Origin of the sequence: Neomoorella carbonis (assembly GCF_045278715.1) — a bacterium.
Taxonomy (GTDB): domain Bacteria; phylum Bacillota; class DSM-521; order Neomoorellales; family Neomoorellaceae; genus Neomoorella; species Neomoorella carbonis.
In genome coordinates this window covers 1,641,576-1,666,018 of the sequence record NZ_CP136420.1, presented here as the reverse complement: position 1 = coordinate 1,666,018, position 24,443 = coordinate 1,641,576, and the positions used below count along the sequence as shown (strand labels likewise).

Genomic DNA, 24,443 nt, shown 5'->3' with positions numbered 1-24,443 from the left:
TTACACCTATTACGCCGATAACGGCGACTGGCCTAAGTCGGAGCAGGATTCCTACGAACGCCCCTACGACAAAGGAGACGAATATGGCTTCTTTTACTACGTAAAGCCTGACGTTAGCACCGGTTGGAACGCTCCGTACCTGGAGAAGCCGCCTGGTGTCACGCCATGGGCGGCCATTATCGCTACTAGAAAAGTGTAATACCTTGCGGTACTGTCTATTACGCTGCGGGCAATCCGATTTCAGTTAACAACACCAAATGCGTCGTAGTTACCATCGGCGGCTTCCCTAATCAGGGCATCCGCAATGCCGCGGATCGGCGCATCCGGCAGAGTGTCGGTTACTCCTATGTGGGGGAGGAAAACGGTACGTACTACATCTCGGTGATCATCTGGATGGAGGGGTTATAGCGCCGGCGCGCTTGTCGCTTGGGTATCCGGCGCCTGGCGTGCGGTTGGGCTTGCCATAAGTGTGTAGAAGGGAAAAGTATGTTTTGGATTGAAGGGTTTTTCTTCCTACTGGGTCTTTTTATCGGCAGTTTCCTTAACGTGGTCATTTACCGCCTGCCACGAGGAGAAACGGTGGTCTGGGGTCGTTCGCATTGCCCGGCTTGCGGGCGGGCGCTGGCCTGGTACGACCTTATACCCGTATTGAGCTACCTGTTTTTGCGGGGCAGGTGCCGTTACTGCCGCCTGCCGATTTCCTCACGATATCCTTTAGTTGAGCTTGTCACGGGCGTGGTATTTACCACTCTTTTTTATAATTTCGGCCTTTCCTGGATCCTGGTAAAATACCTTTTTCTAAGCGCCGTGCTGGTAGCCGCCAGCTTCATCGATCTGGAGCACTACCTGATCCCTGACCGCCTCGTGGTGACCGGTGCCTGCGGCGGTATTCTTTTAAGCCTGATGGCGCGGGATGTGGGGTTTTGGTCTTCTTTATTGGGAGCAGTTGCGGCAGCAGGATTTTTGCTGCTGGTTGCCGTAATAAGTAAAGGTGGCATGGGCGGCGGGGATGTCAAACTTGCAGGTATGGTAGGGCTTTTCCTCGGCTGGCCACTGGCATCTCTGGCTCTTTTCCTTTCCCTGGTCACTGGCGGCTCAGCGGGCGTTTGCTTGCTGGTTACCGGCCGGAAAAAGCGGCAGGACCCCCTTCCTTTCGCGCCTTTTATCGCCATAGGGGGGCTGCTGGCGTTGTTTTTTGGCGAGGAAATGTTGCACTGGTATCTTGGCAGGTTTATATAATATTAGGCCAAGCAAAGTGCGAGCTGTTAATATGAGAGTAGTCATCATGGCAGGGGGAGTAAAGGCTGGCTCCAGGCGGCCGGTAAAGGGAAATGGCGGTTTTACCCTGGTAGAAATGGTAGCTGTCATGGCTATCACCGGGCTCCTGGCTACGGTGGTCCTGCCGGTAGTGGCTAAGAGCCTGGCATGGTGGCAGGTGCAGACGGCGGCCTGGCAACTGGTGAGCGATATCCGGGAAGTACAGCAGAGGGCCATGGGCGGCGAGGACCGCCAGTGGATGCTCCTCCTTGACGACGTTAACGAACTGTATTTCTTGAAAAAAAATACGGAGATTATCCGGGAAACCAAACTTCCCGCGGGCATAACTATGGAATTACGTTTACAGCATGCCGGTTCCCGGCTGGGTAGTGAAATATCCTTTACGATCGAGGGGGAACCGGTAAATAGCGGGGATATAGTGCTGAAGGACCGCTATGGCCGGGAGTATTATATAACCATTATGCCGGTTACCGGCCGGGTCAAGGCGGGGAAAACGACGTGAAAAAGTGTTGCTGGCCGGGTAACAACCGTGGTCTAACCCTGATTGAAGTCCTGGTGGCAGCAGCCTTGCTGGCGGCTGTGCTGGCGCCTATGCTGGGTATGTTTATCACCGCCGCCCGGGGTTATACCAGGGGCGGCCAGGAAACCATCGTTTTGAATCTGGCCCGGGAACGTATGGAAACCTGCCTGGCAGCCGGTTATAATGGCCTGGCCTCCCTGCCTGGAGCTGGCGGCACCTGGCAGGCTTACCCCGGCCGGCCGGGATATGAGTACCAGATAACTATAACAGATTATGACCTCGTCCTACAGGTGAAGGAAGTGATGGTGCGGGTGCGCCCGGTGAATGACCCGGCGGGGCAGGTGGAACTGGCAACCCTGGTTGCCAGGTGGCCGTGAAGTGGCGGCGGGCCGGCCTTACTTTAATTGAAACTGTAATTGCCGCCAGCCTGATGGTCCTGGTCCTTATGGCTTCCTTGAGCATCCTCCAGGCGGGTTTAAAATGGTGGCAGCGTGGTTGGGACCGCATGGATGCCCAGCAGAATGCCCGCGTGGCCCTGATGCAGATGACCAGGGAGATCCAGGCGGCCGGCCAGGTGGTTAGCGGTTCGGGGAGATATACCCTTATAATTGCTGACGCGGCCGGAAACCAGTTTAAATATGAGCTGAGCGGTAGCGATCTCCGGCGGGCTGTTAAAAATAAAGGATCTTTAAGCTTCAGCGGCTATAATCTCCTGGCCTATGGGGTGCAGACTCTGGAATTTTTTTATGACCATCCAGAGGCGCCGGAAAACAGTAAAACCGTAACCCTCCACCTGGTTACCCGGGACGCCGAAGGACGGGACTTTGACGTAATTACCGCTGCAGCCCTGCGGCTCAAAGTTATGAACCCCGGCGGTTAGAATTTGGCTCCGGGTAATGATTTTTGTAACAGGGTGAGTTTTCTTGGCCAACTCCTGGCTAGATATAGCTATAGTTAAGAGAAGAATGGGCAGGACAAAGTTGGCATGGAGGTACTGGGGGCAGCACGGCAGCGCCCTGCCGGGAGTGCTGCTGGCCATCCTGGTCCTTTCCCTCCTGGGGGCCGGGCTCCTTTCTCTCTCCCTGGTGGAGCGCCAGGGCGCGGCGAATGATGTTAAGATTACCCAGGCCACTTATTTGTCCGAAGCCGGCATCAACCTGGCCCTGGCAAGATTACGCCAAGATCCCGGCTGGCGGGAGGGGCTGGGGGAAACATTTTTAACTGGGGTCCAGGGATATATCCAGAGAGTAGATATTAGCCAGCAGGTATTGAGCTACCGCCTTCGCTCTCTGGCCCAGGTTGGTGGTGTCCAGCGGGCCGTAGAGGTCGATCTGGCGCGACCCCTGTATACCTTTGCCCTGGCTACTGCCGGTGACCTGGATAAGCAGGACAAATTAATTATTGCCGGAGGGGATATCCTTGCCCTGGGGGATATCAACAATCTGAAAGTTGTTTTCGGCGAGGATAACATCATTAATGTGGCTGCCGGTGGAAATTTAACTGTAAACGGTACCCTCCAGGGAAGCGCTGTAGCTGGCGGGGACCTTTATGTTAAAGGAACTATCAAGGGCGACGCCACTGCTGGGGGGGGTATTTATAGTAATGGCAAAACATACCGCGGTCAATCCTATAATGGTAAAATCTACGGCAACAAGTTTGAAGGTGTCAGCTTAACTTTCCCGTCCTTTCCCGACAACCCCGATGCTCCTTTTACAAACGGTTTAACACTGGGGAAAGATACATATACCATTGAGGAAATCCAGGCCATGGTTAATAATGCCGGCATGACTCCGGCGATTCTTTATCGGCAGGGAGACCTGACCATAACGGCTGGCCATGACAATGATCATGGCAATAACAATAACAATGGCAACGACCATAGTACCCTGTATTATTATAATGGTATCGCCATTATTGCCGCTTCGGGCAGCATCACCCTGGAGACCAGCCTGTTACCTGCTTCCGGTGGAAATGCCTGGGCCTTCATCGCCGGCGGGGATTTAAATATTTCCGGTGGTACCAGCCTGGGAGGAGTGTTTATTGACGGGGGCACCTTTAGTAAGAATGATCGCGGCCAGGAGAGTACCATTAACGGGAGCCTGGTAACCAGGTACGTCGGTGCAATCGACGAAGGTAGCTATGATACTTCCGGCAGCAATCAGGAAATAAGGGGTAATGATAATAATAACGGAAACGGGCAGGGGAATGGTAATGGTAAGGATAAAGATAATGACCATAAAATTAAGGGTAAGATCCGCATAACCTATGATCAGAACCTTGTTGGTTCCCTGGCTCCCTATTTGAGGCAGGGTAACTGGCAGATCCTTTCCTGGCGGGTGGCAGCTTTGGAGCAATAAATCCAGGCCTCCCGCGGGAAAAGATGAACCTGTTCCTAAGGAAGATAACATCAGTTGTAGCAAGGTAGATAGGAGTTATTTTTATGTTCTGGTCGTTCCTGAAACGTCGCCACTATCTGGGCATCGATCTCGGTACAACTGCCGTCAAGGCGGCCGTATACCAGGGCCGGCAGTGGCTGACGGCCAGCGTGCCGGCTCCCCAGGGTGGCCTGGCCGACAGCCAGGCCATGGTGGCGGCCGTTGCCGAGGCGGCCTCCCGGACCGGCTGGCGCGGTCGCCGGGCCGTGACGGCCGTCAGCGGGGAAAGGGTGATCGTCCGCTACCTGCGCCTGCCGCGGATGACCCCCGAGGAACTCAAGAGCGGCATGGCCTATGAAATCGAAAACTACCTGCCCACCGGGGCCCGGGATATGGTGGTAGACTGGGCCATCCTGGATGCCGGCAATGGTGCGGCCGGCGACCAGATGCCGGTTCTCCTTGCTGCGGCGCCACGGGAACAGGTGACTGGCTTATACCAGCTTTTCCATGCCGCCGGCCTGGACCTGGTGGCCATCGACCTGGTGCCCCTGGCCCTCTGCCGCGCCCTGGCCGGAGAGGCCGCTGGCGCTACGGTCATCGTTGACATTGGCGGCCGCTGGAGCAACCTGGTCCTGGCCCGGGAGGGACGGCCCCTTTTCAGCCGGGTAGTAGCCATTGGCGGGGGAGAATTCAGCCAGCCCGGTATAACCGGTAGCAGCCGTATGGCCGAAATGGCCCAGGAGATCCGGCGCTCCCTGGAGTTTTACCGTTCCCAGGCCGGGACGGCCTTTAACCCGGAGCGGCTCATCCTTACCGGAGGGGGAGCGCAGGTGGAGGGCCTGGTCGATTACTACCGGGAGGAACTGGGAGTAACGGTAATTATCGGCCGCCCGGGGACAGGCTTCAATGGGTCTCCAGACCCGGCCCTGGCCGTAGCCGTGGGCCTGGCTTTACGGGAGAGGGAAATATGAGTGTGGCTATTAATTTACTACCCCCGGAGTACCTCCCGCGGCGGCGGTCGTTGCCCAGGAGGGCTGCCATTGCCCTGGCTCTGACAGGATTTCTCGTAACCCTTTATTTTATCTTCCTGGTCCAATGGGGGCTGATGGCCAGGCGCGTTGCCGGGGTGGAGGCGCAACTGGCTCTGTATGAACCACAGGCGCAGCAGGCAGCGACCAGTAAAAGCGCCATTAGTGAATGGCAGCAGAAGGAAAGGGAACTGCAGCGTTTGGTAAAGGAAAGGCGGCGCTGGCAGCCGGTCCTGGCTGCAATAAACGATGCTCTGCCGCGGGAGATCTGGCTGACCCGCCTGGAAGCAAACGAAGCCAAAGGAGAACTAATCCTGGCCGGGGGGAGTACTTCCCTCCAGGCCATCGGTAATCTTTTAAATAACCTGCAGGCAAGCGGGCTCTGGCAGTCCGTCAATTTCCAGGAAGTTAAGGGTAATGGCAGCAGCCTTGCCTTTACCATACAGGCTGTTTTTAAAGGTACGCGGCAATCAGAGACTGCACGAGCAGTTCCCGCACCAAGCGATGCAACAAGAGCAAACCCGGATTCCATAAACGCAAACAGGGAAGGCAAAAGTAAATGAAATTTGGTACCTACCAGTTCAACCGCCGGGAAAAAATATTGCTGGTTTTGCTGGCTGTTGTCGTGGGGATTATTTTCTTCAATAAAGTAGTTTTAGGACAGCAGCTTCCGGCCTACCTGGAACTCCGGGGAAGACTCAAGGCGGGCCTGGAACGACTGGCAGCCGCCAGGCAGGCCGCAGCCTCTGCAACCGAGCTGACCCAAAAAGCCGACCAGGCCAGGGCCGCATGGGAGGCCGCCAGGCTCCACCTGGGTTTTACCCTCCGGGGTACAGCACCCTTCCTGGAGGCGGCCCAGCCCCGGGACCGGTCCCTCCAGGTACTGGCCTTCCGTCCCCTGCCGGTGGAAAAGAGAGACCCCTTCCGGGTCTATCCCTATGAAGTTACCGTCAGCGGCCCTTACCCGGCGCTGCAGGATTACATAAGTCAGCTGGAATCCCTGCCGGCCCTGACGGCCATCCGTAATTTGAAGATCCTTGCGCGCCAGGGAGACGCTGGAACAGTCGAAGGGAGCTTTGTTATAGACCTGTACGATCTGGGAGAAGACAATCCAGTCCCTGGAGCCATAGCCCTTTTTCCGACCGGGAGGGCCGACGGTTTCACGCCCCCGGCGGGGGCGGTTGCTGCCGGGGATGGAGTTAAAGGTGCGGGAGCTACTTCCAGCCAGGGACAAGCTTCCAGTAGCAGTCCGCCCAGCCCCTCTACGGCTGTAACTCCTGGTTCGGTACCAGTAAAGCTGTCACCTGCGCCTCCTGCCTCCCCGGCACCTGCGGTTAACCCGGGAACAAACCCACCACCCGGGCCTGTCTTTCCTTCCCAGGCAGGCGCCGGCCAGGCGCCTCAATATACTTTCCCCCGCCAGGTAAAGGGCCGGCTGGTGGCGGGATCGGCCTTCCAGGAACCCCCGGTCGGCGATGGGGATGTCTGGCTGGAAGAGCTGCAGGTGCTGCGCAATGTAGGGCCCTTCTATGTTCTGGAGCGGCCGGCGGCCCTGGCCGGTATGAACCTTGGCCGCAGTATAGGCGTAATTTTAAGCAAAGGTCAAGCTAATGCGGAATTAAAGGTCGATCTCCGCGGCCGGTATACTCGTCTCCAGGGGTATGCCGGCATCGACGACAGCTTTGCCAACAGCAGCGGTAAAGTTAAAGTCACTATTTTTGCCGACGGCCGGCAGCTTTACCAGGGAGAAATCAGGCCGGGTGATTACCCCCAATACCTGGATTTACCCCTGTTCCTCGTCCAGCAACTGACCTTCAGCCTGGAATGGCAGGCTGGCGGTATCGGTGACTACGATCAATTACTGGCCACCCTGGCCAGCCTCCATTTTTCACGTAAGGATTAGCAGGAATATTTTCCCGCCCCTTGAATTATACTAGTAAGAAGTTATATAGAAAGGGTGGGTAAATGCTTTTAACTGAAGCCGATCTCAAGGCCATCCTGGAGGCCGCCCTGGCTGAAGGTGGCGATTTTGCAGAAATTTTCCTGGAACGGCGCCGGACGACCAGCATCAGCTGCGAGGACAATAAGATTGAACGGGTTATATCCGGTCTTGACCAGGGAGCCGGTATACGGGTCATTGCCGGGGAAAACACCGCCTATGGTTACAGCAATGACCTGAGCCGGGAGAGCCTCATCCAGACAGCAACCCTGGTTGGTAAAGCCCTGCAAAGCCGGCCCCAGCCCAGGGAAATTAGCTTTAAACGGCCGCAAGCACAAGTGGAATTTACCATTAAAAAGCGGCCCGACCAGGTGCCGGTAGCCGAAAAAGTAGCCCTGGTGCAAAGGGCCAATGAGGCTGCCCGGGCCGTCGATAAGCGCATTACCCAGGTGACGGTGGGTTATGGTGACGTCATCCAGGAGGTAACTATTGCCAACAGCGACGGCATCCTGGTAGATGACGAGCGGGTACGCTGCCGTTTTGTAGTCAATGCCGTGGCTACCGACGGCAAAGTTATCCAGACGGGTTTTGAATCGGCCGGCGGGCACCAGGGGTGGGAACTTTTTGAAAGCGTTAACCCGGAAGAGAAGGCGCGGCAGGCTGCCCGGCGGGCCGTCATGATGCTGGAGGCCAGGCCGGCACCGGCGGGCAAGATGCCGGTGGTTATGGCCGGCGAGGCCGGCGGCACCATGATTCACGAAGCCTGCGGTCACGGCCTGGAAGCCGACCTGGTCCAGAAGCAGCTTTCCGTGTACGCCGGCAAGAAGGGGCAGAAAGTAGCTTCCGACCTGATAACCGTCATTGACGATCCCACCATCCCCGGCAAGTACGGTTCGTACCGTTTTGACGACGAAGGTACGCCGGGACAGAAAACCGTGCTCATCGAAAACGGCATCCTGAAGGATTATATATATGATTACCTGACGGCCCGTAAGGAGAACCGCCGTTCTACCGGCAACGGTCGCCGGGAATCTTACCAGGACCGCCCCATACCCCGCATGACCAATACCTTTATCGCTCCCGGCAAAGACGACCCGGAAGCTATTTTGCGGGAAACCAAGCACGGCCTGCTGGTCAAGCGCATGGGCGGCGGGCAGGTCAACACCACCAACGGCGACTTTGTTTTTGATGTGGCCGAAGGGTATCTTATCCAGGACGGCAAGATTGGCCCGGCCGTCAGGGGGGCCACCCTCACCGGCAACGGTCCCGAGGTACTGAAGATAATCGACCGGGTGGGCAGCGACCTGGGCTTCTCCTTAGGTACCTGCGGCAAAGACGGCCAGGGAGTACCAGTCGGGGATGCGCAGCCCACGATTCGCATTCCTGAGATGGTAGTTGGCGGCATCCTGGACGAGGAGGATAAAGGCTGATGGATTACCAGGCTTTACAAAAACAGTACCTCGACCTGGCGGCGCGGGTGGTAGAGATGGCGGCCGAAAAAGGGGCTATTGCCGAAGCCTACATAAGTGCCGGTGAAAATTTAAGCATCGAGGTGCGCAACCAGGAAGTCGAGGCCCTGACTACGGCCCGGGACCAGGGCCTGGGTTTAAGAGTCATAGCCGACCAGCGGGTAGGTTTTGCCTTTACCACCGATTTCAGCCCCCCGGCCCTTGAGCTTTGTGTGGAACAGGCCCTGGCCAACGCCCGGATGGCTACCCCTGATGAGCATAACTGCCTGCCGGCCCGCTATCCCGGCTACCCCCAGCTGGACCTCTTTGACCCGGAGATTACGACAACCCCGGTGGAAAAAAAGATCGAGCTGGTGCGCGAGATTGAACGCCAGGCCAGGGCCTATGACCCGCGGGTGAAGATCACGGAAAGCTGTTCCTATAACGATTCCCGCTACCTGGTTGTCCTGGTAAACTCCCAGGGAATAACGGCCGCCTACCATGCCGCCTACTGCGGCGCCAGCACCTTTGTGGTGGCGGTGGAAAACGAAGAGAGCCAGACAGGTTTTGGCCTGGCCTACGGGTTGCAATATAAAAATATCGATCCGGCGAAGATCGGCCGGGAAGGGGCGGCCAGGGCCGTGCGCATGCTGGGAGCCAAAAGGGTTAATACCCAGCGGGCGGCCGTTGTTTTTGACCCCTATGTAGCCACCAACTTCCTGGGAGTCATCGCTCCGGCCCTGGCTGCCGATGCCGTCCAGAAGGGCAAATCCCTTTTCCGGGGCCGGGTGGGCCAGCAGGTGGCGGCACCGGTTGTGAATATTATCGATGACGGCCGCCGGCCGGACGGTATTGCCTCCAGCCCCTTTGACGGGGAGGGGGTACCCACCCAGCACACTGTGCTGGTGGAAAAAGGAATCCTTAAATGCTACCTGCACAACACCTATACAGCCGCCCGGGACGGGGTAAAATCCACCGGTAATGGCGCCCGGGGTTCCTTCAAGACAACACCGGAAGTTGGGACGACCAATTTTTATATCGAGGCCGGCTCCCGCACCCCGGAAGATATTATTAAAGAGATCCCCAGGGGACTTTACGTCACCGAAGTCATGGGCATGCATACGGCCAATCCCATCTCCGGCGATTTTTCCGTCGGCGCCAGCGGCCTCTGGATTGAAAATGGCGAGCTGACCAGGCCGGTCCGGGGCGTGGCCATTGCCGGCAACATCATCGGCCTCCTGGAGGGCATTGACGCCGTAGGGAACGACCTCACCTTTTTTGGCGCCACCGGTGCCCCGACGGTGCGTATTGCCAGCATGACCATCAGCGGGTAAGTACACTCTACCCAAGTGAGCAATATTATGGTAAAATAGCAGCCATGAAGATTTTAGTGTTAAATGGGCCCAATTTAAACCTCCTGGGCAGCCGGGAGCCGGAAATCTACGGCCGGACTACCCTTGCCGATATCGAAGCCGGCTTAAGGGAGCAGGCTGCCGGCGCGGGGGTAGCAATAGATTTTTTTCAGTCCAACCATGAAGGGGCCCTCATTGACCGTCTTCATGAAGCCCGGGGGCGGGTAGACGCCGTGGTCATCAATCCAGGGGCCCTGGGACATTACAGCATTGCCCTGCGGGATGCCCTGGCGGCCCTGGATTGCCCGGTGGTAGAAGTTCACCTCTCCAACATTTACCGCCGCGAGGAATTTCGCCACCAGACGGTAACGGCAGCTGTGGTTAGCGGCCAGATTAGCGGTTTTGGGCCTTTAAGCTACCGCCTGGGATTGGAGGCTGCCATAGAGCTGGTGCGCTCGCAGCGTGAGGGTAAACCTGAAAAATGAAGGGTGGGCTTTTTTTGACCACAAGGTTAGACCGTCTGCGCCGGCTTATGACGGCGGAAGGTATCACAGCCCTGTGGGTGCACCAGGAAGAAAACCGCCGCTACCTGAGCGGTTTTACCGGCGACAGCGGCCAGCTCCTCATTACTACAACATCGCAGTATATATTAACCGACGGCCGCTTTACTGAACAGGCCAGGGCGGAAGCACCGGATTTTGAGGTAGTGGACCTGGGCAATAAGCCGTGGGAACAGCTGGGTGCCACCCTGGCTGCTGCCGGTGTAGCAGAACTCCACTTTGAAGCAGAGCACCTCAGCTATGCCACCTATGAAGAATTTTTGGAGCAGTCCAAAGACTGGTCGCGCCCGGTCAAGCTGAAACCAGTAAAGGGCCTGGTAGAAAGGTTGCGGCAGGTAAAAGAAGAGGCCGAAGTGCAACTTCTGCAAAAAGCCATTGACCTGGCCGATGCCGGTTTTCGTCACCTGCTCCAGATCTTACGTCCAGGTGTCAGCGAGCGGGACATAGCCCTGGAGTTAGAATATTTCCTGGGTAAACAGGGCTCCAGCGGGCCATCCTTCACCACCATCATAGCCAGCGGTTACCGGGCGGCCCTTCCCCACGGGGTGGCTTCCGGCCGGGTGCTGCAGCCGGGTGACCTGGTGGTGATGGATTTTGGCGCCGTTTATGAGGGCTACCACTCCGATCTTACCCGCACGGTAGCCCTGGCGCCGGTGGCCCCGGAATGGCGTCACCTCTACCACGTCGTCCTGGAAGCCCAGGAGAGGGCTATCGCCGCCATCCGTCCCGGGATGACGGGCCGTGAGGTGGACGCGATAGCCCGGGAACATATTGCCGCGGCTGGATACGGGTCCTATTTCAGCCATGGCCTGGGCCACGGTGTGGGCCTGGCTGTTCATGAAGGCCCCACCCTTTCCAGCCGGAGCGAGGTTAAACTATCTCCGGGGATGGTGGTCACGGTAGAACCGGGAATTTACCTGCCCGGTCGCGGGGGTATCCGCATTGAGGATGTGGTTTTGGTTCAGGAGGACGGCGCCCGGGTTCTATCCCATGCATCTAAAGAATTTATAGAGTTATAGGAGTTATAGGAGGTATCCCGCTTGATATCCACCAACGATTTCCGTACTGGTCTTACCATTGAGGTTGACGGTGAAGTTTACCAGGTAATTGAATTCATGCATGTCAAGCCAGGCAAGGGTTCGGCCTTCGTCCGTACCAAGCTGAAAAACAGGCGTACCGGGGCGGTAATTGAGCGGACCTTCCGGGCCGGGGAAAAGGTCAACCGCGCCCATATTGACCGGCGGGAGATGCAGTACCTCTACAATGACGGCGAAAACTATTACTTCATGGATACAGAAACCTACGAGCAGTTATCCCTGCACAAAGATCAACTTGATGATGCGATAAAATATCTAAAAGACAATATGAACATTTATGTCCTCCTTTATCAGGGGGAAACCATTGGCATCGAATTGCCCAACTTTGTTGAACTAAAGGTGGTGGAAACAGAGCCCGGCATCAAGGGCGATACAGCCACCGGCGGTTCCAAGAACGCCGTTTTAGAAACCGGTGCCGTAATCCAGGTACCTCTCTTTATCGAGGTGGGAGATGTCGTCCGCATCGATACCCGTACCGGTGCCTATATTGAGCGGGCCTAGTTTAAGTCCGGCCAGGGCCGGTAATAATAAAAGGTGGAAAGGGAAAGGAGTGTAGACAATGAATGACGTCCGCAAGAAGGTTGCTTACCTTAAGGGGTTAGTGGACGGCATGGATCTGGACCCCGAGAGCAAGGAAACCCGCCTCCTTAAAGAAATAGTTGAAGTCCTGGAGCAAATGGCCGAGGCTCTCCACGACCTGCATGAGGACTATGAAGAACTGGAAGAATACCTGGAAAGCATCGATGAGGACCTTTATGATTTAGAAGATGAGGTTTATGATGACGAAGACGAAGATGAGTATGACGACGAGGATGACGAGGACGACGAAGACGAGGAAGAGGGCGACTACATTGAAGTAGAGTGCCCGAAATGCCACGAGATAGTTTGCTTTGATGCCGATGTCCTGGATGATGAGGATGTAGTGGAAGTTACCTGCCCCAATTGTGAGACGGTCGTCTTTGTCAATGAAGAAGGTGAAACCAGCTCCCGGGCGGCTCGAGAGGAAGAAAAGAAAAACTCTCCCGACACCGATGACATCTAGTTCTGAAAAAGATAATAGCATCAGACCCCATGCGGGGTCTTATTTTTTTGCCCCGAATTTTCCCTTGCATAAAATTGCCAGGACCATAATAAGCATAATGGCAGGAGGGAGAAAAATGGGCAGCGTACGGATGGTTAAGGGGGATGGAAAACCACCTTTAGGACAGGCCGGGGAAGGCAGGGGAGGGGGGCTCTCCGGGCTGTTGGCCTTGTTGCCGGCAGCGGTAGCTGCTTCCCTGGCTGCCCTGCCCCTGGAGGTAAAAGCTGCCCTGGAAGAAATCCGCCTGCGACGGGAGCGGCCCCTCCAGGTGCGCTGGGGTGCCGGTGAAGGCTGGGTGCAGGCTGACGGCACTTTGACAGCTGTACCCGACCTGGCATATATCGTGAGCGAAAACGACCTCAGCCAGACCATCCAGGCCCTCACCCGCAGTTCCCTTTACGCCCTGGAGGAAGAATTGCGCTCCGGGTATATAACCGTGAGGGGCGGCCACCGGGTGGGACTGGTGGGCGAAGCAGTGGTACGCCGGGGGGAAGTTCAAACCTTAAAGAATTTTGCCGGCCTTAATTTGCGCCTGGCCAGGAGTGTCCCCGGCTGTGCCCGGGAGTTGATGCCCTACCTCCTGGAGCAGGGGCGCCCCCGCAACACCCTTATTCTTTCACCGCCGCGTTGCGGCAAGACGACTTTACTGCGCGATATTGTCCGTCTTTTCAGTACCGGCATAGCGGAACTTAAGTTTTCCGGCGTCAATGTAGGCGTGGTGGACGAGCGTTCCGAAATTGCCGGCTGCTGGCTGGGGGTGCCCCAGCTGGATGTCGGCCCCCGTACGGACGTCCTGGATCGTTGCCCCAAGGCGGCCGGGATGTTGATGCTCCTCCGGTCCATGGGGCCGGAGGTCATTGCCACCGACGAGATTGGCAGGCCGGAGGAACTGGCGGCTTTACAGGATATTTTAAATGCCGGGGTGACAATTCTGGCCAGCGTCCATGCCGGCAGCCTGGATGAGTTGAAACACCGGCCGGGCTGGCGGCCGCTCCTGGAGCGGGGTTTCTGGCAGCGTTTAATCATCCTTGGCCGGACCCTGGGACCGGGGACCATCGAATTCCTCCTTAGCGGGGACGGCCGGATCTTACGCCGCGGGCCCTGGCGGGGGGAGGGCAAGGCATGTTAAAAATGGTGGGCGGCGGGTTGATAATCCTCACCTGCGGTTTGCTGGGCCTGGAGAAGGCCCGCGGTTTTAGCGCCCGGATTGAACAGTTGCGCCATCTAAATGCCGGCCTGAAAATGCTGGAGACGGAAATACTCTATGGGGCTACCCCCCTCCCCCTTGCTTTCACCCGGGTTGGGAGCCAGCTGGCCGGGCCGGTAGCTTTCTTCTTCCAGACTGTGGCCCGGGCGCTGCAAGAAAATGCTGCCGCCGGTGCCCTGGCAGCCTGGCAGAGGGGCCTGGAGGAACTGGGGCGGAAAGGAGGCTTGCAGCCCGGGGACCTGGAAATACTCCGGGCTCTGGGTCCTATGCTGGGCAACTCCGGCGCCGACGACCAGATTAAAAACCTGGAGCTGACCCGCCAGCTCCTGGAGCAGCAGCAGCTGGCAGCCCACGAAGAAAACAATCGCCAGGGCAAGATGTGGCGTACCCTGGGTTTCCTGCTGGGGATAACCCTGGTGCTGTTGCTATATTAAAGCTTCTGGAGGGAGAAAAGATGCTGGGCGTAGATGTGAGCCTGATTTTTAAACTAGCGGCCCTGGCCATTATCATCACTATTTTTTACACTTTCCTGAAACAGGCCGGGCGGGACGAATATGCCTACATGACCCTGCTGGCCGGCCTGGCTATAGCCTTACTCTGGGTTATTCCCTTGATTATGGATCTCTTCAAAGCCGTTCGGGCTGTCTTCCAGCTGTATTAAAGGGGTGGCCCCGGGATGGAGATTTTCCAGATCGTCGGCCTGGGCCTGACGGCTACCCTGATTATTGTCATGGTGCGCCAGGCCCGGGGCGCCGATACAGCCCTCCTCATCAGCCTGGTGACAGGAGCAATTATTTTTCTCCTCCTCCTGGACCGCATTGGTACGGTGGTCAAGGTCCTGGCCGACCTCTCGGAAAGGGCCGGTATCAACCAGTTTTACCTGGATACCATCTTAAAGATCATTGGCATCGCCTATGTGGCCGAGTTTGGCAGCCAGGTCTGCCGGGACGCCGGCGAAAATGCCATTGCCGTCAAGGTGGAGCTGGCCGCCAAGGTGTTGATTATGGTCCTGGCCATCCCCATCATTGTAGCGATCCTGGAAAGCATTGTTCGCCTCTTGCCGTAAGGCAGACAAAGGTTCCTGCCCCTGCCGCGCCTGTTGCAAGGCGGCTTCCATAGAAAGAAGCAGCAAGGTTGTGATTCCATGAGTCAGGCGACCACTGTGTGGAAGTTGCTGGTAGTCTTAATTTATATTGTGCTTTACGGATTATATGCAGGGCTTACTGCCCCGGCGGCTCTGGCCTATTATCCGGTACCGGCCGCAGGAACAGAAGCGGCGGCTGCCATGACCCTGGACGAGCAGCTGGAGCGCCAGATGGCCAAACTCAACCTGGGGGGCATCGATACTTTTCTTAACCAGCTGGACCGGGAAGTGGGTCAGTACCTGCCCCGCTTGGGCTTTCAGGAAATCCTGGCCAATCTTCGCCAGGGAAAATTGCCCCTGGATCCGGCGGCCGCCGGGCGGGGGCTGCTAAAGTATCTTTTCCATGAGCTCCTGGCCAGCGGGGCCCTGCTGGGCCAGCTCTTAATCCTTGCCGTAGCCTGCGCCGTACTGCAGAATTTACAGGCGGCCTTCAGCGGAGGAAGTGTCGGCACAGTGGCCCGGGGAGTGGCTTTCCTGGCCCTGATTACCCTGGCCCTGACCTCCTTTACCCTGGCCGTCCGTACCGGCGGGGACGCCATTGACCGGATGGTATCCTTTTTCCAATCCCTGCTACCGGCCTTAATTACCCTGCTGGCAGCAACCGGGGGCATAACCGCCTCTACCCTGTTGCAACCGGTTTTGATCTATGCCGTAACCATTACCGGTACCCTCATGCACAACGTTCTCTTTCCCCTCTTGTACCTCACGGCCTGCCTCACGGTAATCGGCCGGATCGCCGATCGCTTTCAAGTGTCCAAAATGGCCGGGCTCCTTAAACAGGCCGCCATGGCCGCCCTGGGACTGATGATGACCGTTTTCACCGGCGTGTTATCGATTTATGGGATCGCCGGTTCAGTTGCCGACGGGGTTGGCCTGCGGGCCATTGAATTTGCCACTGATGCCTTTTTACCTGTGGTCGGCGGTATGCTGTCCGATGCCGTCGAAACCATTGCCGGGACAACCCTGCTTTTGAAAAGCGCTGTCAGCCTGGTAGGAGTAATCATTATTTTTTTCCTGGCCGCCTTTCCCATGTTAAAAATTCTCTCCCTGGTGGTTGTTTACAAAGTGGCGGCGGCCGTGGTCCAGCCCTTCGGTGAGGACCAGCTGGCCGACGCCCTGGACGGCATCGGCGGAGCTTTAACCATGGTCTTTGCCTGTGTGGCGGTCACGGGATTGATTTTTTTCCTGGCCATAGCCGTAATCGTCGTCCTGGGTAACATCACGGTAGCTTTAAGGGGGTAGGCAGGGAATTGCTGGCTAAAATCGGCGAGATAGTCCGCCAGGTAGCTCTGATTGCCTTGCTGGCGGCCTTCCTGGAAATGCTCCTGCCGGAAAAAAAGATTACCCGTTACGTGCGGCTTGTTTTAGGGCTTTTTGTGGTGGTCGCTATTTTGACGCCCCTGGCGGAAGGGTTGCGTTTCGGGACGGAGCTGGAGCTGGCTGCCTGGGACCTGCGCCTGGACCCTGCTGCCGCCGCCCCGGTGCAGCAGGGCCGGGAAATGGCCCGGGCCAATGAAGAGGCAGCCCTGGAAATTTACCGCGACCGCCTGGCCGGGCAGATCAGGGCCCTGGTCACCCTGGTACCTGGCGTAAAGCAAGCCGAAGTGCTGGTGGATGTGTCCGGCGAAAAGGAACGGCTGGGGGCCATTCGCCGGGTGGTAATCACGGCCACCCTGGCTGGAGGGGAGACAGCAAAAGGGGGCGGGGATGCACCACCTCCGCCTGCCGGCAACCTGCCTGGCACTCAAGGGCTTGCGCCTCCTGAAACCCAATTACCTGGGAGGCCGGAACAGATCACGGGACAAGAGAAAGGACAACCGTCAACTGCGCCACAAATTACCGCTGCTGAAGTCCAACAGATTCAATCCCGTATTGTCACCATGATAACCCACTTTTATGGACTGGAATCCGGCCAGGTCGAAGTACGGCTGCTATATGGGAAGTAAGTAGGGTTTTACTTTCAAGGAGGTGTTGCCCATTGGACAATAATAAGTGGCCAGGCTGGCGCTTCTTGCCCCAGAAACCACCCTGGTACCTCTGGCTTGCTGTTGGTGCCCTTATTTTGGGGACCATCTTTATCAGCATTGGCAATCTTAACAGCTCTACCCAGCACTATGGGGTACAAACTACAAGGCAGACACCAGGTCAGACAGTGCTAGACCGGCAGCAGACGGAACTAATGGTCACCGCCAGGGAGCTGGAAGTCCAGCTCCAGGGCATTTTAGAGCAAATCGCTGGCGCCGGCAGGGTGGCGGTACGGGTATCCTTAAAGACCAGCCCTTTAAAGGAGTTTGCTACCAATACCAGGACTAGCAAACACAGCGTGGAAGAGAAGGATCAAAGCGGCGGGACCAGGGTAACTACCGACAGCAACGAAGATGCGCAGCTGGTCATGGCCAGGAACGGCCAGATGAATGGCGGTGAAGCGCCGGTAGTAGCCCGGGAAACCCAGCCGGAGGTTCTGGGGGTAGTGGTAGTGGCCGATGGAGCGAATGATCCTCAGGTGCGGGCGCGTTTCATCCAGGCGGTGCAGACCCTGTGGGGCCTGGCACCCCACCAGGTGCAGGTGCTACCTATGGAAACCGGGGGGAGCAGTAAGTAACTATGACTGTGCTTTTGATCAAGATGCCAAAATTGGGGAGGGTGAAAAAGATGATTAAGATAGGTGATAAAGGACGAGTGATAATTGCCCTGGTGCTGACCTTTGGTGTCCTGGCTTACCTGGTCCAGGGAGACAGACAGGGAGCAAAGCCGGCCGGTGTAGATCTCCCCCTCGAGCGACCGGTCCAGCAGGCCGGCCAGCCGGATGCCGGTGGGGCTGCTAAGGTGGCGGCGCCAATCAAGGACCAGGCGGCGGTTAGTGGACCTAAGGCAGAGGACATTCTCAAGGAAGCAAGTTCTAAAGCTGAAGGTGGAGCCGCCTTCTTCATCGAGTACCGCCTGGAAAGAGACCGCCAGCGCAGCCAGCAGATCGCCCTGCTCAAGCAGATTATCGATAACCCCAACGCCGGCGGCGAGGGCAAGCAGGAAGCCCAAAAGCGGCTGGTGGAACTGACCCAGCAAATGGACCTGGAGATGCAGCTGGAAAAGCTCATCGTCGCCAAAGGTTATAAGGACGCGGCGGTGTTCATCCAGCCCAATGCCGTAAACGTCATTGTCATGGCCGACAAATTCGGCGACGAGGACGCCAACAAGATCGGCGACCTGGTCTCCCGCTCCACCGGCCGCCCCCGGGAGCAGATCAGTATGATTCATAAGAAATAGATAACGCTAATTAAATAAGAGTATAACAAATAACCGGGCTGAGAGCATATGTGCTGGCCCGTTTTTTATTTAAAAAAATTTTTTATCCCTTAGGAGGAATTCAGGCAAAAATGTCGAATATGATAATACAGCTGGTATACAAGAAGGATACAAGAGGAACACAATTCAGGGTGGTATTTTTATGGAGACCCTTCGAGGACTGAATGTTATTCAGCCCGTAATGGGGCAAAGGGTTTATGAAGAGATTAAAGAAGCTATTATAAATAATACCATAAAACCCGGGACCATGATCCAGGAAAGAATACTGGCTGAAAAGCTGGGCGTCAGCCGGACCCCGGTGCGCGAGGCGTTAAGAAGATTAAATTCGGAAGGATTAATTGAATTAATACCTGGAAAAGGCGCGACGGTAACTAAAATTACCATTGAAGATATTCGCGAAATTATGCAGGTCCGGGAGCCTCTGGAGTGCCTGGCAGTAAAACTGGCGGCAGAAAGAATTCAGCCCCAGGATATAAAGTATTTGGAAGATATGATTGCTAACTGGGATAAGGAAATTAATTGCACCGACCCTGCCCAAATTAACTTTCAAAGTTTAAGTACAAAAGACATAGCCTTCCATGAATATATAGTAGAAATTGCCGGTAATAAGCGCCTGGCCTCTATATTAAACATGTTGCGGGATCAAATCAGGCGAATTACTTTCCTAACACAGGATAATAAGACTAGAATTGAAACGTCTTTTCCTCAACACCTAAAAATCCTGGAAGCGTTAAAACAAAGGGATCCTGCGGCGGCGGAAGAAAGTATGCGTAAGCATATGCAGAGTATAAAAGAATACTATTATGACTGGTTTGGGTTTAAAGAAGCAAATTTATAGTAAGTAAATGGGTTAAAAAATAAAAAGAAAGATAAAAGGCATTCAAGATGTTAATTAGTGGCAAATAATAAAATCAGATAAATGATAAAAAATTACTTTTAGTTTTTTATAACCTAAATACATAAGAAATACGCTAAAGGAGGGGACGACCTTCGAGCAGTATATGTGAGATTAAAATTTCAGAAGCATTGCGTCAGGAAAAGCAAAATATAACAAAGGAGGTTATTTAAAAATGAAGTTAAAAAGATTAATTATTACCCTATTAGTTTTTATAATTAGTGCAAGTTTGCTAATTGGTTGCGGAAAAGGAAGCAATACAGCAGACAAAGAAGGTTCTAAAAATACAAATGCTACTACCACGTCTACTAAGAAAAAAGTGATAGGCGTTATGATTGGAGATATGAGCAACCAGTTTCAATCTTATATTATGGATGGTATGAAAGCTGAAGCAAAAAAAGTAGAGGATGAATTTGAATTTGTTTTTGTTGATGGTAAATTTGATTCCAATATACAATTATCCCAGGCAGAAAATTTCATTTCACAGAAAGCAAACGCGATTATTTTAATACCTGGAGATAAAGAGGGGTCAAGACCAATAGTTGATCGGATTTTTAAAGCAGGCATACCACTTATAGGTGTAAATACCAAAGTTGCGGAAATGGAAAAATTAACCACTTATGTTGGGTCCGATACTGTTCAATCTGGAGAGCTTTTAATGCAAGGTATTGCAGATAAGTTGGGTGGTAAAGGAAATATTGTCGAGCTCCATGGTTTTTATGGGCATGAACCTCAAATAGAAAGACATAAAGGCATTATGAATATATTATTAAGCAAATATCCCGACATAAAGGTTCTTGCAGAAAATACAGGAAAATGGAATAGAGCCGAAGGAATGGCAGTAATGGAGAACTGGTTAAAATCAGATCTAAAAGATAAGATTAATGCTGTTGTTGCCCATAATGATGAAATGGCGATTGGTGCGATGAAAGCAGTAGAGGCAGTAGGGTTGTTGGATAAGATTATTATTGGTGGGATTGATGCTACGCCTGAAATGTTAAAGTATTTAAAAGAAGGCAAAGTAGAAGTTACAGTTTTCCAAGATGCAGTGGGTCAAGGTAAAAAAGCAATAGAATGTGCGGTAAAAGCTGTTAAAGGTGAGAAGTTGGAGAAGGAATATATGATCCCCTATGAATTAGTAAAACCAGAAGACGCGGATAAATATCTTGCAAAGTATTCAACCAAATAATACTACAAAAGGAAAATGCAGAACAGATATCATTTTAAAATTGATATCTGTTCTGCTAATTCTGCTAGTTAATAAAAGGCGGGTAGAAATATGCAAGAAAATTATATCTTAGAAATGGAAAACATAACCAAAACCTTTTCAGGTGTCAAAGCATTAAATAATGTTAAATTAAAAGTAAAAAAAGGAACCGTGCATGCATTAGTAGGTGAAAATGGTGCCGGGAAGTCTACGTTAATGAAAATCTTAATGGGGATTTATAAACCCGATAGTGGCATTATTAAATTCAAAGGAAAAGAAGTCAGTTTTCAAAGCCCACGAGATTCATTAAACCTAGGTATTTCTATGATTCACCAAGAATTATGTTTAATACCTTATATGACAGTCGCTGAAAATATTTATTTAGGAAGAGAGCCGTTAAGTTCCACAGGCTGGATAAATGAAAAAATAATGTTTCAAAATACAAAAAACTTATTAGACATTTTAGATATACCTATCGAACCTACAGTAAAAATAAATGAACTTAGTATTGCTAATAGGCAATTGATAGAGATAGCAAAAGCCATATCCTATAATGCTGAATTAATTATTATGGATGAACCCACTTCTGCTATTACTGATAGGGAAGTCAATAACCTATTTAAAATTATTAGAACGCTGATAGTTAAAGGCATATCTATTATTTATATTTCACATAAGTTGAATGAAATATTTGAGATAGCGGATGAAATTACTGTTTTAAGAGATGGACAATATATAAAGACAGATTCAGTAAAAAATCTTAATAAAGAAATGGTAATTGAAATGATGGTAGGGAGGGAATTAAAACAATTATTTCCCAAAAAAGAAGCAAAAATAACAGATATAATTTTAGAGGTAAAGAACTTAACCCATAAAAAGAAATTTAAAAACATCTCTTTTAAACTTCGTAAAGGTGAAATATTAGGCGTTGCAGGTTTAATGGGGTCAGGACGAACGGAGTTAATGGAAAGCATTTTTGGCTTAAGAAAACTTGATGAAGGGGAAATTTATATAAATGGTAAAAAAGTGGAGATTAAATCTCCAAAAGATGCTATAAAAAATAAAATAGCATTTTTAACTGAAGATCGTAAACGTACTGGATTATTTTTGGAACACTCTGTTGAAGACAATATGATCGTCAGTAGTCTAAAGAACTATTTAAAAGGGAAAATAATTGTAGATCATAAAAAAATAAAAAACATATGTAAGAAATATATAGAACAATTAAAGATTAAAACACCTAATGAACAACAAATAGTTAAGAAGTTAAGTGGAGGAAACCAGCAGAAAATTTTAATAGCAAAATGGTTATTAACCGAACCAGATATATTTATACTTGATGAACCAACGAGAGGAATAGATGTAGGAGCCAAAGCTGAAATACATTCTTTAATGAGTACTTTAGCCCAAGAAGGGAAAGCTATTATTATGATTTCCTCTGAATTACCAGAAATTCTTGGAATGAGTGATAGAATTATAGTGATGCATGAAGGAAGAATTACTGGTGAATTATCAAGGGATGAAGCTAATCAAGATTTAATTATGAAATATGCAACTGGAATGTTTTTAAAAAACTAAAAATAAAACTCTAAAAATAAAACAAAGAGGTGTTTAAGACTTGAATTACAGACATATTTTAAGTCGTTATGGAATAACAATAGTTTTTGTAGCCATGATTATTGTAGCATCAATACTTTCACCCTATTTTCTACAATTAGGAAATATAATCAATGTAGTAAGACAGATTTCTATTATAGCTATAGCTGGTTTTGGTGTTACTTTTATAATGATAAGTGGTGGCATTGATTTGGCTATTGGTTCAGTTATCGCCCTAACAGGAGTTATAGCCGCTAGTTTTGCTCATCCCAATCAATTTCCAGTTATTGTACCAATTTTAATAGGGCTTTTGGTAGGGGCATTAACTGGTTTAGTAAGCGGCTCAATTATTGTATTTGGAAAAATACCCCCTTTTATTGCTACGTTAGGTATGATGATCTCGGCAAGGGGATTAGCTTTAATATATACAGATGGAAAACCTATAACCAATTTTTCGAAGTCATTTGATTTTATAGGTGAAGGTTTAATATTTAATATTCCTTTTATGATTTATATATTAATAATCACATTATGTATTTCCCATTTTATATTAAGACACACTAAAATAGGTAAATATATTTACGCTATTGGAGGAAATGAACAAGCTGCTATCGTATCTGGTATTAATGTAACCAAAATTCTACTTTTTGTTTATTCGTATGGAGGATTGTTATCAGGACTTTCAGGAATTTTGCTTGCTTCAAGGATAAGTGCAGGACATCCTACAGCTGCAGTAAGTTATGAATTAGATGCAATTGCTTCTGCTGTTATTGGAGGGACTAGTCTATCGGGAGGAGTTGGTACAGTTTGGGGAACGTTAATAGGAGCGCTTATTATTGGGGTTTTAAATAATATTTTGGATTTACTTCATGTATCTGCGTATTGGCAACAAGTTTTAAAAGGTGTTATTATAGTTGGTGCTATTTTATTAGATAGAATAAAGACGTTGAATACAAATGAAGATGGTAGATAATTTTATTTAAATTAATTAAGCTGAAGAAGGAATTAAGCAAAAAATGTAGAATAAAAATTTATATTATCAGGTATACCCTAGGTATACAATTAGGATCCAATTTAATAAGGTGGTGGTGGTCGTAAATAAGAATGAAAAAAGTCTAAAAGGTAAAAAATAGAAGCTGATAGGAAGGAGATTTGTATGAATTCGAGAGAACGAATAATTGCTTCTATTAATCATAAGCAAGTAGATGTTGTGCCAATAGATTTGGGTTCGACAACAAGTTCTGGAATATCTGCAATAGCTTATAATAATTTAAAACAGTATCTTGGTATTAATAAAGGTTACACTAGAGTTTATGATATAGTACAACAACTTGCTCAACCTGAAGATGAAATATTAGATATGTTTAATGTTGATGTTATAGATGTAGGTAGAGTATATAATACCGAAGAAAAGGATTGGTATGATATTACGCTTCCAAGCGGACATATAGTACAATTTCCAACCTGGTTTAAACCTGTTCGCGATGAAGAAGGTAATTTAAATGTTTATTCCGAAGATGGAATTCTGATATCAAGAATGAAAAAGGATGCATTTTACTTTCATCAAGAATATTATCCTTATCTTAATGGTTATCCTGAAAATTATGATAATATAACAGAAGCGATGAATAAAGTCCAATGGTTTAAAATAGCTGTCAGCCCATGGGATCATTTAAATGATACCAATTTTTGGGAAGATCTGCGTGAAAAAGCTTTAAACTTACGGGAAAACTCAGATCGTGCTTTAGTAATTTCTAGTGGATGTAGTTTATTAGAAAGTGGAAATTACTTACGACGTATGGATAATTTTTTAATGGATATTTATACTTGTCCGGAAGAAGTAGAACGTTTGCTTGATGTTTTAGTAGAGCAGCATTTAGCTTTGTTAGAAAAAGTATGCAAAGCAGTAGGAGATGTGGTAGATATAATCCGTTTTTCCGATGATCTAGGAATGGATCAGGGCCCGCTTATGTCACCTGAAGTATTTCGTAAAATTTTTAAACCGCGGTTAGCACTATTGTGTGATTATGTAAAAAAACATAGCAATATGCATACCTTTATACACTCCTGTGGTTCTATCTATAAACTCCTTCCAGACCTGATTGAAGCAGGTATTGAAATCATTAATCCTGTTCAGACTACCGCCAAAGACATGGAGCCTTATAGGTTAAAGAAAGAATTTGGAAATGATATTACCTTTTGGGGAGGTGGATGCAATACAAGGAGCATTTTAAACCGAGCTACGCCCAAAGAAGTAAAAGATTATGTAAAAAGACAGTTGGAAGTGTTCGCTCCTGGAGGAGGATATATTTTTAATCAAGAACATAATATTTTACCTGACGTGCCTCCTGAAAATATTATTGCTATGTTTGAAGCCGTGCGTGAATTCTCTTTTTAAATAAGTTTATTTTGT

General features: G+C 51.1%; 27 protein-coding genes. All 27 read left to right on the top strand.

All coding sequences use genetic code 11. The features are described from left to right. The first annotated feature begins 486 nt into the window (after positions 1–486). The 27 genes from MCACP_RS08580 (at position 487) to MCACP_RS08450 (ending at position 24,428) form a co-directional block, all read left to right on the top strand. Positions 487–1,239 carry a prepilin peptidase gene (locus tag MCACP_RS08580; RefSeq protein WP_406676374.1) on the top strand — a complete coding sequence of 251 codons (753 nt, stop codon included), beginning with the start codon at positions 487–489 and terminating at the stop codon, positions 1,237–1,239. A 31-nt stretch (positions 1,240–1,270) separates the two neighbouring features. After that, positions 1,271–1,780, top strand: a complete 510-nt coding sequence (locus MCACP_RS08575) for a Tfp pilus assembly protein FimT/FimU (RefSeq protein ID WP_406676373.1) — start codon at positions 1,271–1,273, stop codon at positions 1,778–1,780. Further along, positions 1,777–2,175, top strand: coding sequence for a prepilin-type N-terminal cleavage/methylation domain-containing protein (locus MCACP_RS08570; protein WP_062285216.1), 399 nt, complete (start codon positions 1,777–1,779; stop codon positions 2,173–2,175). The genes MCACP_RS08575 and MCACP_RS08570 overlap by 4 nt, the downstream gene beginning before the upstream one ends. Next, positions 2,166–2,678: a hypothetical protein gene (locus tag MCACP_RS08565; RefSeq protein WP_406676372.1), complete on the top strand. Its 513-nt coding sequence runs from the start codon at positions 2,166–2,168 to the stop codon at positions 2,676–2,678. Before MCACP_RS08570 ends, MCACP_RS08565 begins: the two co-directional genes overlap by 10 nt. 100 nt (positions 2,679–2,778) lie before the next feature. Then, on the top strand, positions 2,779–4,155 hold the full coding sequence (locus MCACP_RS08560; RefSeq protein WP_406676371.1) for a hypothetical protein: 1,377 nt from the start codon (positions 2,779–2,781) through the stop codon (positions 4,153–4,155). An 83-nt stretch (positions 4,156–4,238) separates the two neighbouring features. Beyond that, entirely contained in the window at positions 4,239–5,144 is a 906-nt protein-coding gene (pilM, locus tag MCACP_RS08555; protein WP_406676370.1) for a type IV pilus biogenesis protein PilM, read from the top strand. Continuing rightward, positions 5,141–5,764, top strand: coding sequence for a PilN domain-containing protein (locus MCACP_RS08550; RefSeq protein WP_406676369.1), 624 nt, complete (start codon positions 5,141–5,143; stop codon positions 5,762–5,764). The genes pilM and MCACP_RS08550 overlap by 4 nt, the downstream gene beginning before the upstream one ends. Continuing rightward, on the top strand, positions 5,761–7,104 hold the full coding sequence (locus tag MCACP_RS08545; RefSeq protein ID WP_406676367.1) for an NPCBM/NEW2 domain-containing protein: 1,344 nt from the start codon (positions 5,761–5,763) through the stop codon (positions 7,102–7,104). The genes MCACP_RS08550 and MCACP_RS08545 overlap by 4 nt, the downstream gene beginning before the upstream one ends. 62 nt (positions 7,105–7,166) lie before the next feature. Next, positions 7,167–8,570, top strand: coding sequence for a TldD/PmbA family protein (locus tag MCACP_RS08540; protein ID WP_406676366.1), 1,404 nt, complete (start codon positions 7,167–7,169; stop codon positions 8,568–8,570). After that, positions 8,570–9,922: a TldD/PmbA family protein gene (locus MCACP_RS08535; protein WP_406676365.1), complete on the top strand. Its 1,353-nt coding sequence runs from the start codon at positions 8,570–8,572 to the stop codon at positions 9,920–9,922. Before MCACP_RS08540 ends, MCACP_RS08535 begins: the two co-directional genes overlap by 1 nt. 44 nt (positions 9,923–9,966) lie before the next feature. Beyond that, positions 9,967–10,425, top strand: coding sequence for a type II 3-dehydroquinate dehydratase (gene aroQ, locus MCACP_RS08530; protein ID WP_406676364.1), 459 nt, complete (start codon positions 9,967–9,969; stop codon positions 10,423–10,425). Between the two features lie 14 nt (positions 10,426–10,439). Then, on the top strand, positions 10,440–11,519 hold the full coding sequence (locus tag MCACP_RS08525; RefSeq protein ID WP_406676363.1) for a M24 family metallopeptidase: 1,080 nt from the start codon (positions 10,440–10,442) through the stop codon (positions 11,517–11,519). Between the two features lie 21 nt (positions 11,520–11,540). Next, complete coding sequence (gene efp, locus MCACP_RS08520; protein WP_141264971.1) at positions 11,541–12,098, top strand: elongation factor P; 558 nt, start codon at positions 11,541–11,543, stop codon at positions 12,096–12,098. 58 nt (positions 12,099–12,156) lie between these two features. Beyond that, on the top strand, positions 12,157–12,639 hold the full coding sequence (locus MCACP_RS08515; RefSeq protein WP_406676362.1) for a CD1247 N-terminal domain-containing protein: 483 nt from the start codon (positions 12,157–12,159) through the stop codon (positions 12,637–12,639). Between the two features lie 115 nt (positions 12,640–12,754). Beyond that, positions 12,755–13,807, top strand: a complete 1,053-nt coding sequence (gene spoIIIAA, locus MCACP_RS08510) for a stage III sporulation protein AA (RefSeq protein ID WP_406676361.1) — start codon at positions 12,755–12,757, stop codon at positions 13,805–13,807. Continuing rightward, positions 13,801–14,319: a stage III sporulation protein AB gene (locus MCACP_RS08505; RefSeq protein ID WP_406676360.1), complete on the top strand. Its 519-nt coding sequence runs from the start codon at positions 13,801–13,803 to the stop codon at positions 14,317–14,319. Before spoIIIAA ends, MCACP_RS08505 begins: the two co-directional genes overlap by 7 nt. Positions 14,320–14,339: 20 nt before the next feature. Next, positions 14,340–14,546, top strand: a complete 207-nt coding sequence (spoIIIAC, locus tag MCACP_RS08500) for a stage III sporulation protein AC (protein ID WP_141264967.1) — start codon at positions 14,340–14,342, stop codon at positions 14,544–14,546. Positions 14,547–14,561: 15 nt separating this feature from the next. After that, positions 14,562–14,951: a stage III sporulation protein AD gene (spoIIIAD, locus tag MCACP_RS08495; protein WP_406676359.1), complete on the top strand. Its 390-nt coding sequence runs from the start codon at positions 14,562–14,564 to the stop codon at positions 14,949–14,951. Positions 14,952–15,080: 129 nt separating this feature from the next. Continuing rightward, positions 15,081–16,271: a stage III sporulation protein AE gene (spoIIIAE, locus tag MCACP_RS08490; RefSeq protein ID WP_406676358.1), complete on the top strand. Its 1,191-nt coding sequence runs from the start codon at positions 15,081–15,083 to the stop codon at positions 16,269–16,271. An 8-nt stretch (positions 16,272–16,279) separates the two neighbouring features. Next, positions 16,280–16,975, top strand: coding sequence for a stage III sporulation protein AF (locus tag MCACP_RS08485; protein WP_406676357.1), 696 nt, complete (start codon positions 16,280–16,282; stop codon positions 16,973–16,975). Positions 16,976–17,007: 32 nt separating this feature from the next. Further along, positions 17,008–17,631 carry a hypothetical protein gene (locus MCACP_RS08480; protein ID WP_406676355.1) on the top strand — a complete coding sequence of 208 codons (624 nt, stop codon included), beginning with the start codon at positions 17,008–17,010 and terminating at the stop codon, positions 17,629–17,631. Between the two features lie 50 nt (positions 17,632–17,681). Beyond that, on the top strand, positions 17,682–18,293 hold the full coding sequence (locus tag MCACP_RS08475) for a SpoIIIAH-like family protein (protein WP_406676354.1): 612 nt from the start codon (positions 17,682–17,684) through the stop codon (positions 18,291–18,293). Between the two features lie 181 nt (positions 18,294–18,474). Further along, a complete protein-coding gene (locus MCACP_RS08470) occupies positions 18,475–19,170 on the top strand; it encodes a GntR family transcriptional regulator (protein ID WP_406676353.1) in 696 nt (231 codons plus the stop codon). A 232-nt stretch (positions 19,171–19,402) separates the two neighbouring features. Continuing rightward, positions 19,403–20,416, top strand: a complete 1,014-nt coding sequence (locus MCACP_RS08465) for a sugar ABC transporter substrate-binding protein (protein ID WP_406676352.1) — start codon at positions 19,403–19,405, stop codon at positions 20,414–20,416. A 90-nt stretch (positions 20,417–20,506) separates the two neighbouring features. Beyond that, on the top strand, positions 20,507–22,012 hold the full coding sequence (locus MCACP_RS08460) for a sugar ABC transporter ATP-binding protein (RefSeq protein ID WP_406676351.1): 1,506 nt from the start codon (positions 20,507–20,509) through the stop codon (positions 22,010–22,012). A gap of 40 nt (positions 22,013–22,052) precedes the next feature. Then, positions 22,053–23,003: an ABC transporter permease gene (locus tag MCACP_RS08455; protein WP_406676350.1), complete on the top strand. Its 951-nt coding sequence runs from the start codon at positions 22,053–22,055 to the stop codon at positions 23,001–23,003. 183 nt (positions 23,004–23,186) lie between these two features. Further along, complete coding sequence (locus MCACP_RS08450) at positions 23,187–24,428, top strand: uroporphyrinogen decarboxylase family protein (protein ID WP_406676349.1); 1,242 nt, start codon at positions 23,187–23,189, stop codon at positions 24,426–24,428. The last annotated feature ends 15 nt before the right edge of the window (positions 24,429–24,443 follow it).

What these genes read in the sequence shown, in the direction of transcription:
- MCACP_RS08580 (WP_406676374.1), top strand. Translation starts at nt 487, where the DNA reads ATGTTTTGGATTGAAGGGTTTTTCTTCCTACTGGGTCTTTTTATCGGC.
- MCACP_RS08575 (WP_406676373.1), top strand. Translation starts at nt 1,271, where the DNA reads ATGAGAGTAGTCATCATGGCAGGGGGAGTAAAGGCTGGCTCCAGGCGG.
- pilM (WP_406676370.1), top strand. Translation starts at nt 4,239, where the DNA reads ATGTTCTGGTCGTTCCTGAAACGTCGCCACTATCTGGGCATCGATCTC.
- MCACP_RS08550 (WP_406676369.1), top strand. Translation starts at nt 5,141, where the DNA reads ATGAGTGTGGCTATTAATTTACTACCCCCGGAGTACCTCCCGCGGCGG.
- MCACP_RS08545 (WP_406676367.1), top strand. Translation starts at nt 5,761, where the DNA reads ATGAAATTTGGTACCTACCAGTTCAACCGCCGGGAAAAAATATTGCTG.
- MCACP_RS08540 (WP_406676366.1), top strand. Translation starts at nt 7,167, where the DNA reads ATGCTTTTAACTGAAGCCGATCTCAAGGCCATCCTGGAGGCCGCCCTG.
- MCACP_RS08535 (WP_406676365.1), top strand. Translation starts at nt 8,570, where the DNA reads ATGGATTACCAGGCTTTACAAAAACAGTACCTCGACCTGGCGGCGCGG.
- aroQ (WP_406676364.1), top strand. Translation starts at nt 9,967, where the DNA reads ATGAAGATTTTAGTGTTAAATGGGCCCAATTTAAACCTCCTGGGCAGC.
- MCACP_RS08515 (WP_406676362.1), top strand. Translation starts at nt 12,157, where the DNA reads ATGAATGACGTCCGCAAGAAGGTTGCTTACCTTAAGGGGTTAGTGGAC.
- spoIIIAA (WP_406676361.1), top strand. Translation starts at nt 12,755, where the DNA reads ATGGGCAGCGTACGGATGGTTAAGGGGGATGGAAAACCACCTTTAGGA.
- MCACP_RS08505 (WP_406676360.1), top strand. Translation starts at nt 13,801, where the DNA reads ATGTTAAAAATGGTGGGCGGCGGGTTGATAATCCTCACCTGCGGTTTG.
- spoIIIAC (WP_141264967.1), top strand. Translation starts at nt 14,340, where the DNA reads ATGCTGGGCGTAGATGTGAGCCTGATTTTTAAACTAGCGGCCCTGGCC.
- spoIIIAD (WP_406676359.1), top strand. Translation starts at nt 14,562, where the DNA reads ATGGAGATTTTCCAGATCGTCGGCCTGGGCCTGACGGCTACCCTGATT.
- MCACP_RS08475 (WP_406676354.1), top strand. Translation starts at nt 17,682, where the DNA reads ATGATTAAGATAGGTGATAAAGGACGAGTGATAATTGCCCTGGTGCTG.
- MCACP_RS08470 (WP_406676353.1), top strand. Translation starts at nt 18,475, where the DNA reads ATGGAGACCCTTCGAGGACTGAATGTTATTCAGCCCGTAATGGGGCAA.
- MCACP_RS08465 (WP_406676352.1), top strand. Translation starts at nt 19,403, where the DNA reads ATGAAGTTAAAAAGATTAATTATTACCCTATTAGTTTTTATAATTAGT.
- MCACP_RS08460 (WP_406676351.1), top strand. Translation starts at nt 20,507, where the DNA reads ATGCAAGAAAATTATATCTTAGAAATGGAAAACATAACCAAAACCTTT.
- MCACP_RS08450 (WP_406676349.1), top strand. Translation starts at nt 23,187, where the DNA reads ATGAATTCGAGAGAACGAATAATTGCTTCTATTAATCATAAGCAAGTA.